Annotated in this window: 4 protein-coding genes; all 4 read right to left on the reverse strand. The window is 74.7% G+C overall.

Annotated elements, in window-relative coordinates; genetic code table 11:
- Positions 1-169: 169 nt before the first annotated feature.
- On the reverse strand, positions 170-4,957 hold the full coding sequence (locus ACZ4U1_RS38025; protein ID WP_467908744.1) for a type I polyketide synthase: 4,788 nt from the start codon (positions 4,955-4,957) through the stop codon (positions 170-172).
- Positions 4,958-5,027: 70 nt separating this feature from the next.
- Positions 5,028-6,197: an alpha/beta hydrolase gene (locus ACZ4U1_RS38030; RefSeq protein WP_467908745.1), complete on the reverse strand. Its 1,170-nt coding sequence runs from the start codon at positions 6,195-6,197 to the stop codon at positions 5,028-5,030.
- Entirely contained in the window at positions 6,197-8,104 is a 1,908-nt protein-coding gene (locus tag ACZ4U1_RS38035; protein WP_467908746.1) for an HAD-IIIC family phosphatase, read from the reverse strand. The genes ACZ4U1_RS38030 and ACZ4U1_RS38035 overlap by 1 nt, the downstream gene beginning before the upstream one ends.
- Before the next feature lie 176 nt (positions 8,105-8,280).
- Positions 8,281-9,177: acyl carrier protein (locus ACZ4U1_RS38040; protein WP_467908747.1), on the reverse strand; the 897-nt coding region annotated here is incomplete at its 5' end.

The following is a 9,177-nucleotide window of genomic DNA, read 5'->3' on the forward strand; positions in this document are numbered from 1 at the left end:
CCAGCCCCGCCGCACCCGTCCTCAGAGCCAACTTCCTGCGATCCGAGCCCCCGCCTCGACTGCCGAGCAAGTCTGTCTCCTTCGTTCGTCGGCCGGACCGGCCGCGCCTGTGCGCCAAATATGGCCAGCGGTTCTAAAACCGGCCTGAATCGCACGGCGCGGCGGCCCGTCAGGGCGCGACGGCCGCTTCGCTCGTGCCCTCCCGCACCACCCCGCCGGCCCCGTCGGCGGACAGGGCCGCCAGCAGATGGCGGCCGAGGGCCAGGGGCGTGGGATGGTCGAAGACCGCCATGGCGGGGACGTCCAGGCCGGTGGCGTCGCTGAGCAGACCGCGCAGTTCGAGCGCGGTGAAGGAGGAGAACCCGAGGTCCAGCAGGCTCGCGTCCTCCGGCACGTCCTCGGCCGACGTGTGCCCCAGCACGCTCGCCGCGTGGGTCCGCACCAACTCCACCAGGATCTCCAGCCGGCCCCCGGCCGGGGCGTCGGCGAGCCGGTCCCGCAGCGGTCCGGGCCCGGCCGGTGAGCCGGCCGCGGCCCCGCCGTGGCGCGCGGCCGACCGGATCAGCTCGCGCAGCGACGGCAGCGCGCGGGCGGCCGCGGACCGGGCCGGGTCCAGCCCGTCCCAGTCGATGTCCACCACGGCGAGCGACGGATCCGCCGCACCCGACAGCGCGTGCGCCAGCAGACTCAGCGACACCGCCCGCACCCCCTGTGTGCCGTCGCTCGTCCGTTCCGTCGCTGTGTCGTCGCCGGTCCGTTCCGCCTGCGTGTGGTCGCTGGCTCGTCCTGTGGCTGTGTCGTTGCCGGTCCGTTCCGCCTGTGTGCCGTTGCTCGTCCGTCCCGTCGCCGTGTCATCGCCGGCCCGTGTCGCCTCCGAGCCGTCGCCGGCCTGTGTCGCCTCCGCCCCGTCGTCAGACCGTGCCGCCTCCGAGCCGTCGCCGCCCCGGTCCGCAACCGCGCGGGGATCGACGGTGCCTTGCCAGGGGCCGACGCCCACGACGACCGCGGGGAGACCGTCGCTCCGCCGGGCCTGCGCCACGCGCTCGAAGTCCACCCGCGCGTCCGCCGGTCCGGAACCGTCCGGGGCCCCCAGGCCCAGCGAGGCGAGCAGACCGTCCCACAGCAGGAGGAACGCGGCGGGTTCACGGACCCGGGTCAGCCGGTCCAGCAGCCACGCCGTGCGCCCGGGACCCCCGCCCGAGCCCGCCTCGGCGACCACCGCGACCGCGGTGAGCGGCCATGCGGCAGGCAGCCCCGCGAGCACCTCGGCCAGTACGCACTCCTCCTCGCCGACCGGGCAGGGCACGGCCGTCACCCCCGCCGGCGCGTCCCCCGACCCGCCCACCAGCAGCACCCGTCCCGCGCCCTGCGCCGCCAGCACGCCGGCGAAGGCCCGGGCCAGCGGGCCCGCACCGGCGACCAGCGCGGTACCCGACCGCACCGCCTCCACGACCTTGGGCTCCGGCCGGGGCGCCGCGGCCGGCAGCAGCCGCCGGACCCAGACCCCTGTACGGCGCACCGCGACCCGGTCCTCGTCCGTCACGGCGAGGACCGCGCCGAGGGCCGCCGCCGCGGGCGCGTCCAGTTCCTCGGGCAGATCCACCAGCGCCCACGGGGAACCGGGCGGCAGCGCCCAGGACGTGGCCGCAGACGCGTCGGGCACCTCGTCACCGTCCACGGCCACGGCCCGCCGGGTCGCCGCCCACAGCCGGACGGCGGTCCCGGGGGCGGTGCACGCCGCCGCCAGCTCCCGCAGCAGCTCCGGCTCCGCCACGACATCGGGCAGCAGCAGGACACCAGCCACCCCGCCGGGAGCCTCCCGCCCCGCGCGCACGGCCTCCAGGGCACCGGCTCGGACCACCTCGGCACCGGCGTCGGCCAGTACGCCGGCCACCGCGTCGTCCTGCGCTCCCGCGCCGCCCACGACCAGCCAGCGGCCCCCGGGCGACCCGGCGGCCCGGGGCTCCGGCAGCGGACGCCAGGTGAAGCGGTACCACCAGGCGTGGCGGCGCCGCCAGGCCGCGAGCGCGGGCAGCAGCGTCCGCAGCGCGGTCTCCTCCGCACCGCCGAGCCCGAGCGCCGTCGCCGCGCCGCCCGGGTCCCCGACGGCCACCGCCTCCCAGAACGCCTCGTCGCCGCGCTCCACCGGCCGCTGCTCGACAACCGGTTCGTCCAGCCAGTACCGCACCTGCCGGAACGGATAGGTGGGCAGCGGTACATGGCGCCCGCCGCCCGGTCCGAACCAGCGGGACCAGTCCACCGGGACACCGTTGACGTGCAGCGCGGCCAGCGCGCCGACGACCGTCTGGGCCTCCGACCGGCCGCGGCGCAGCGCCGGCACCACGACCGTGCCGGGTACCGTGCTCTCCTGGACCATCGGGGTGAGCGCCGCATCGGGCCCGACCTCCACCACCACGCCGACCCGGGCATCGGCCAGGTGACGCACCACGTCGTGGAACCGTACGGCGCCGCGCACCTGCTCGGCCCAGTACCCGGGCTCGGTCATGCGCGGCTCGGGGCGGCCGGTCAGGGCCGAGACCACCGGGATCTCCGGCTCCCGCCACCGCACCTGCGCGGCGACCCGCGTGAACGCGTCGAGCATGCCGTCCATGTGCGCCGAGTGGAAGGCGTGGCTCACCGTCAACTGCTTGACCCGGCGCCCCTGCTGGCGCCAGCGCGCGGCGACCGCGCCGACCGCCTCCGGGTCGCCGGAGATCACGGTCGACTGCGGCCCGTTGACCGCGGCCACGTCGACCCGCCCCGCCACCCCGGCGAGCGACTCCAGCACCTCGGCCTCCGACGCGCGCAGCGCGGCCATCCGCCCGCCGTCGGGCAACGCGTCCATCAACGCTCCGCGCGCGGCGACCAGCCGGCACGCGTCCGCCAGGTCCAGCATCCCGGCCACGTGCGCGGCGGCCAGCTCACCGACCGAGTGCCCGGCGACCAGGTCCGGCACCGGACCGACGGAGGTGAGCAGGCGGTACAGGGCGGTCTCCACGGCGAACAGCGCGGGCTGGGTGAAGCGGGTACGGTCCAGCAGCTCCGTCCGCGCGTCCCCGAGCAGCACCGGGGTGAGCGGCTGAGCGAGCAGCGGATCCAGGACCGCCAGCACCTCCTCGAGCGCCTCCCGGAACACCGGGAACGCCTCGTACAACTCCCGTCCCATACCGGGACGCTGACTGCCCTGCCCGGTGAACACGTACGCCGTCAGGGGCCGCATGCCGCCGGTTCCCGTGAGCAGGCCCGCAGCCGTCGACCCGGACGCCAGCGCGGCGAGCGCCGACCGCCGCCCGGCCACGTCCGTGGCGACGACCGCCGCCCGGTGCTCGAACAGCCGGCGCCCCAGCGCCAGCGCCCGCCCCACCTCGGCCGCGCCGAACTCCGCGGACGGATCCGCCACGGCACCGTCCACCGTGTCCAGCAGCCGCGCCGCCTGCGCACGCAACGCGTCCGGCGTACGAGCCGACAGCAGCCAGGGCGACACCGGCGGATCCACCGGCGCCACCACCGACACCGGCTCCCCTTCCTGGGCGTCCTCGGCACCGGCGTCCAGCTCCGGAGCGGGCGGCCCGGCGGGTGCCTCCTCCAGCACGACGTGGGCGTTGGTGCCGCTGATACCGAACGACGACACCCCCGCCCGTCGCGGCTCGGCACCCGCCGGCCACGGCTCCTCCCCGGTGAGCAGCTCGACCGCGCCCGCCGACCAGTCGACGTGCGGCGACGGCTCCTCCGCGTGCAGGGTGCGCGGGAGTACCCCGTGCCGCATGGCCATCACCATCTTGATCACGCCGGCGGCCCCCGCCGCCGCCTGCGTGTGCCCGATGTTCGACTTCACCGAACCCAGCCGCACCGGCCCCCGCGCCCCGCGCTCACTCCCGTACGTCGCCAGCACCGCCTGCGCCTCCACCGGATCGCCCAGCGAGGTGCCCGTGCCGTGCCCCTCCACCACGTCGACCTGGTCGGCCCGCAGCCGCGCATCGGCCAGGGCCTGCTGGATGACCCGCTGCTGGGAGGGACCGTTGGGCGCGGTCAGCCCATTGCTCGCCCCGTCCTGGTTGACCGCGCTGCCCCGCAGCAGCGCCAGCACCGGATGCCCGTTGCGACGCGCGTCCGACAACCGCTCCAGCAACAGCAGGCCCACCCCCTCGGCGAACCCGGTGCCGTCCGCACCCGCGCCGAAGGAACGGCACCGGCCGTCCTGCGACAACCCCCGCTGCCGGCTGAACTCCACGAACAGACCCGGCGTCGCCATCACCGTGACCCCGCCGGCCAGCGCCAGCGAGCACTCGCCCGCCCGCAGCGCCCGGGCCGCCAGATGCAGCGCTACCAACGACGACGAACAGGCCGTGTCCACCGTGACCGCCGGTCCACGGAAGCCGAAGGTGTACGCCACCCGGCCCGAGGCCACACTGGGCGCGCTGCCGTTGCCGATCAGCCCGGCCACCTCGTCCGGCACCCGGTGCAGCCGGGACGCGTAGTCGTCGTACATCACCCCCGCGAACACCGCGGTGTCACTGCCCCGCAGCGTCTCCGGATCGATGCCGGCCCGCTCCAGCGTCTCCCACGTCACCTCCAGCAGCAACCGCTGCTGCGGGTCGGTGGCCAGCGCCTCCCGGGGACTGATCCCGAAGAATTCCGCGTCGAACCGGTCCGCGTCGTAGAGGAAACCGCCACGCCGGGTGTACGACGCCGTGGGCCGCTCCGGGTCCGGGTCGAACAGCGCGTCCAGGTCCCAGCCCCGGTCCGTCGGGAAGCCACCGGTGGCGTCCACCCCGTCGGCGACCAGCCGCCACAGGTCCTCCGGCCCGCGCACTCCGCCCGGATAGCGGCACCCCATGGCGACCACGGCCACCGGCTCCGTGCGCTCGGCCTCCAGTTCCCGCACCCGTCCGCGGGCGCGGCGCAGGTCGGCCGTGACCCGCTTGAGATAGTCGACGAGCTTCGCCTCGTCCGCCATGCCGATCCCCCTTTGTCGTACGTCCACGTGCCTGCCCGCGCACAGCCGGCCACCGCCGGACCGGCCCCTGTCAGCGCTTCCGCAACCGTCCGGCCAGCCGCAACACCCGCCACACACCGCCCAGCAGCAGCCGCCGTGCGTCCCGCACACCGCGCATGCGCAGCAGCGACAGCAGCACCCAGACCCGCGTCTCCAGCAGATGCGCGGGAGAGCCGTGCACGTCGTCGTTGTCCACCAGATCCAGCCGCCGCACCGACCGGCGCAACGCCCGCGGATCGGCCGCCGGGATGATCTCGTCCCGGCGGCTCCACAGACAGGCCACCGGTGTGTCCAGCGCGGCGAGTTGCGCGTCGCCCAGCCCCCAGCCGGAGATCCGCTCCCCGACCCGGTCGGGCGCGGTCCCGAGCAGATGGGCGAGGGTGTCCACGGTCACCCGGGGCAGGCGCTCCTGCCACGCGCGGTCGGTGAAGAACGCCCTCACGGGCAGCCCCGCGGTCACCACCCCCTTGATCCGGGGATCCCGCGCGGCGGCCCGCAACGCCAGGTGGCCGCTGAAGCTCAGCGCCACCAGATAGGTCTCATCGGTGTCGGCCCGCTCCCCGACGGCGTCCAGGACCGCCGACAGCATGGCGGGCGCGTCCTCGTCGTAGGGCAGCGTGTTCTCGCCCACGCCCGGCATCTCCGCGACGACACCCGCCACCCCCAGCCGCGTCGCCTGCACCAGGATCGGCGCCCACTGCTCCTTGATACTGACGATGCCGCCCGTGACCACCAGCAGCGGCCGCCGCGGACCCCGCGAGCCCGCGGCCGGCAGCCCCGACGTCCAGCAACGCACCCGGCCCCCGGGCAGCTCCACATCCAGCCGCTCGATACCGGGACGGGTGCGCCGCCAGGCGTCGAAAGCGGCCACACACCGCTCGTGCGCCGCCTGCCGGGCGGGACCGTCCACGTACGGGAAACGCGCCATGTTGTAGTAGCGGCTCGCCTCCAGCAGCCGCCCGGCGCCCTCCGCCCGCTCCGCCTCCCGGCTCCACTCGCGCACCCACGAGCCGGGCGTCCCGGGACCGTCGTCACGGATCCGCGCCAGCAGCGGCCGGTACCGCTTCGGATCGAGCTGCTGCGCCCTGGCGTGCACCACCACGAAGCGCTTCAGTTCCTCGACGTCGTGCGTTCCGCCGGCCGCCGGGGGCGACGGGTCGGCCCCCGGGGCGGCCAGGTGAGCACTGCGTCCGTCGTCCATCACACCACTCCGCTCAACGTCGTCGTCAGCCGTACATGTCCCGGCGCCCGGCCCACGTCCCGCAGGTCGTGCCGGAACACCAGGACCTCGCCCCCGCCCTCGACCGCCCCGGCGCCGGCCGTGCCGTCCGCCCCGGCCCACGGCAGGAAACCGTTGCTCGGGAAGAAGTCCCGGACGATGCCGTTCTTCGCGGAGGGCCGGTACGTCCCCACCACCGCGGTCGCCGACGCGGCCCTGGCATGCCGCAGCACCGCCGCCAGACACGCCTGCTCGATCCCCCGGGAGAAGACCCGGCAGCTCAGCACCATGTTGTCGATGCGCAGCACCCGGTCCGCCGTCCAGCGCGCGAACACCGCGCCCACCAGACCGTTCGCCCCGAACCGGTCCGAGGACGCGATCCGCAGCACCAGGCCGTCCGGGTCGGCGATCCAGGCACTCACCTCGGCCGGCTGGAGCCGGCGCGTGGTCAGGTTGAACTGATTCGTGCGCAGCGTCAGTTGGGAGACGCGGGCGACCTCACGGTCGGACGGAACGGTCAGTTCGACCCGTATGTCCAGCTCCGTCAGGTAGTCCTCCAGCGAGCCGAAGCCCTCCCGGAAGTCGGCCCGCACCAGCTCGTCCCGGTAGCGCGAGGTACGGGCCCGGTCCTCCACCGTCACCTCCCGGACGTCGAACCAGCCGTCCGCCAGCAGCCGTTCGACATGCAGCGCGGGCTCGTCGTCCAGCCGGACCACCGCGACCTCCGGCAGCCTGCTGCCTACCAGACCGCACTCGAAGGGACTGTCGTCGGCGAAGACGAAGCTGTCCACCCCCAGATTGAGCGCCGCGGCCAGCTCCACGAGGTTCTCGTGCTTGGGCCTCCAGTTCGCCGTCACCCGCACGAAGTCCGCCTCCCGCAGCACCATCGCCTCGTGCTCCCGCAGCACCCGGGCCACCGGCTCGGCGTCGTTCTTGCTCACCACCGCCAGCACCACGCCCTGCGAGCCGATCTGCTTGACCACCCGCTGGAAGGAGGCGAACGCCTCCCCGCGATAGCCCTCCCCCAGCTCGATACCGTCCGCACCGACCTCACCGAGCACCCCACCCCACAGCGTCTCGTCCAGATCCACCACCAACGCCTTCTTGGTACGGCCCAGACCACCGCGCGCCAGATGCACAACCTCCCGGGCATAGGCGGCGCACAGCCCCGCCGACAGATGCTCCTTCGCATACGCGCTCAGCCGCGGATCCATGGCCGGCACCCCCTCCGCGAGCAGGGGATCGAGATCCACCACCGCGACCGAGTCACCCGCCAGCCGCAGCAGCCGCGCGTTCGCCTCCCGCCACAGCGCGCCCAGCTCCGCCCGCGACCGCAAGCCCACCAGCTGCGCCGTCCAACGCCGCGGCAGCGGCAGCGTGTTCAGCACCAGCACCCCACCACGGCCGGCCGCCTCGAAGGACTTCACCAACCGCTCGACCGTGGCCACCTTGTCCGCCAGCACCCGCTCGACGTCCTGCGGCCCCCACGGCACGGGCACCTCGTCGAAGACCACCAACGGATCCAGCACACACAGCGTGACGTCCGCCTCCGCCGCGTACAGACCGCTCCCCGGATCGGACAACTCGAAGATCCAACTGTCGAACGCCGACTGGTACGGACGCAGCAGCAACCCGTGCCGGGCCGCCTGGACGGTGAGTGCCGGCACGAGGGCGGACAGCGTGCCATGACCGGTCACCGCCACCTTCAGAGCCGGCACACCCGGGTGCGCCCGCTGCACCTCGTCCGGGTCCAGCCGGGCCAACAGCCGCCCGGCACGCAGCAGTTCCGCCTCGCCCAGACCGGCGAGCAGCGACCGCAGCCGCGGAAACTCCCGGACCCCGAGACCGGCGCGCAGCAACCCGAACAGATCCTCCTCGGGCACGGACATGGTGGTCGTCGTCCTCTCGCTCTCGGCGACATGACTGGTGATGCGGGAGGTACGGGCCGTCCCGCCCGGCACGGGCCGTGGAGCCGGCCGGCGCCCCGGGGGCGCCGGCCCCGCCGTACCCGCCCATGCTCATGAATCGCGCTAAAGCAGGGCTTAGCGCGACGGCTCACGGACGCTCACGCCCCCTCCGCGGGCGACGGATCGTCCAGGTCGAACTCACGGTCGATCAGCTCCAGCAGACCGTCCGCGGTGGCCGCCTCGATGTCGGCCTCGTCCTCCACGACCGCCACGGCCGCCGCCCCGCCCGGCTGCGCACCGCCCTCCAGCGTCCGCATGATCCCCCGCAGCCTGGAGAGCGCCCGCTCACGCACGGACGCGTCCACTTCGCCGAGACCCGCCGCCGTGGCGTCCACCCGGTCCAGCTCGGCCAGCAGCCGCGCACCGGGCCCGGGCCGCGACTCGGCGAGCCGCGCCAGCACGAACTCGATCACCGCCGCCGGCGTCGGCGCGTCGAACACGAGCGTCGCGGGCATCCGCAGACCCGTCGACACATCCAGCCGGTTGCGCAGCTCGACCCCGGTCAGCGAGTCGAAACCCAGCTCCTTGAAGGGGCGTTCGATCTCCACGGCCGACGGATCCGGATGACCGAGGACCGCCGCCACCGTGCCCCGCACCAGCTCGACCACCGCCCGCTCCTGCTCCTCCGGCGGCAGCCCGGCCAACTCCACCAGCCCCGCACTCCGCCCCACGGCCCGCCGCTCCGGCCGCCGCACCAACTGCCGCAGCAGCGCGGGCAACGGAGACAGCTTCCGCACCACTCCCATGTCCAGGTTGACCGGCGTCAGGTTCGGCCGGGGTGCGGTGAGTGCGCTGCTGAGGAGCCGGAGCGCGTGGGACGTGGTGAGAGGGGCGAGCCCCTGACCGCTGAGTCGCTTGTGCTGGGTGGTGTTGAGGGTGGTGGTGAGGGCTGAGGTGTGTTGCCAGAGTCCCCAGGCGAGGCTGGTGGTGGTGGGTTGGTGGTGGGTGTGGCGGTGGTGGGCGAGGGCGTCGAGGTAGGCGTTGGCGGCGTTGTA

The organism is Streptomyces sp. NPDC028928 (genome assembly GCF_055564915.1).

What these genes read in the sequence shown, in the direction of transcription:
- ACZ4U1_RS38025 (WP_467908744.1), bottom strand. Translation starts at nt 4,957, where the DNA reads ATGGCGGACGAGGCGAAGCTCGTCGACTATCTCAAGCGGGTCACGGCC.
- ACZ4U1_RS38030 (WP_467908745.1), bottom strand. Translation starts at nt 6,197, where the DNA reads ATGGACGACGGACGCAGTGCTCACCTGGCCGCCCCGGGGGCCGACCCG.
- ACZ4U1_RS38035 (WP_467908746.1), bottom strand. Translation starts at nt 8,104, where the DNA reads ATGTCCGTGCCCGAGGAGGATCTGTTCGGGTTGCTGCGCGCCGGTCTC.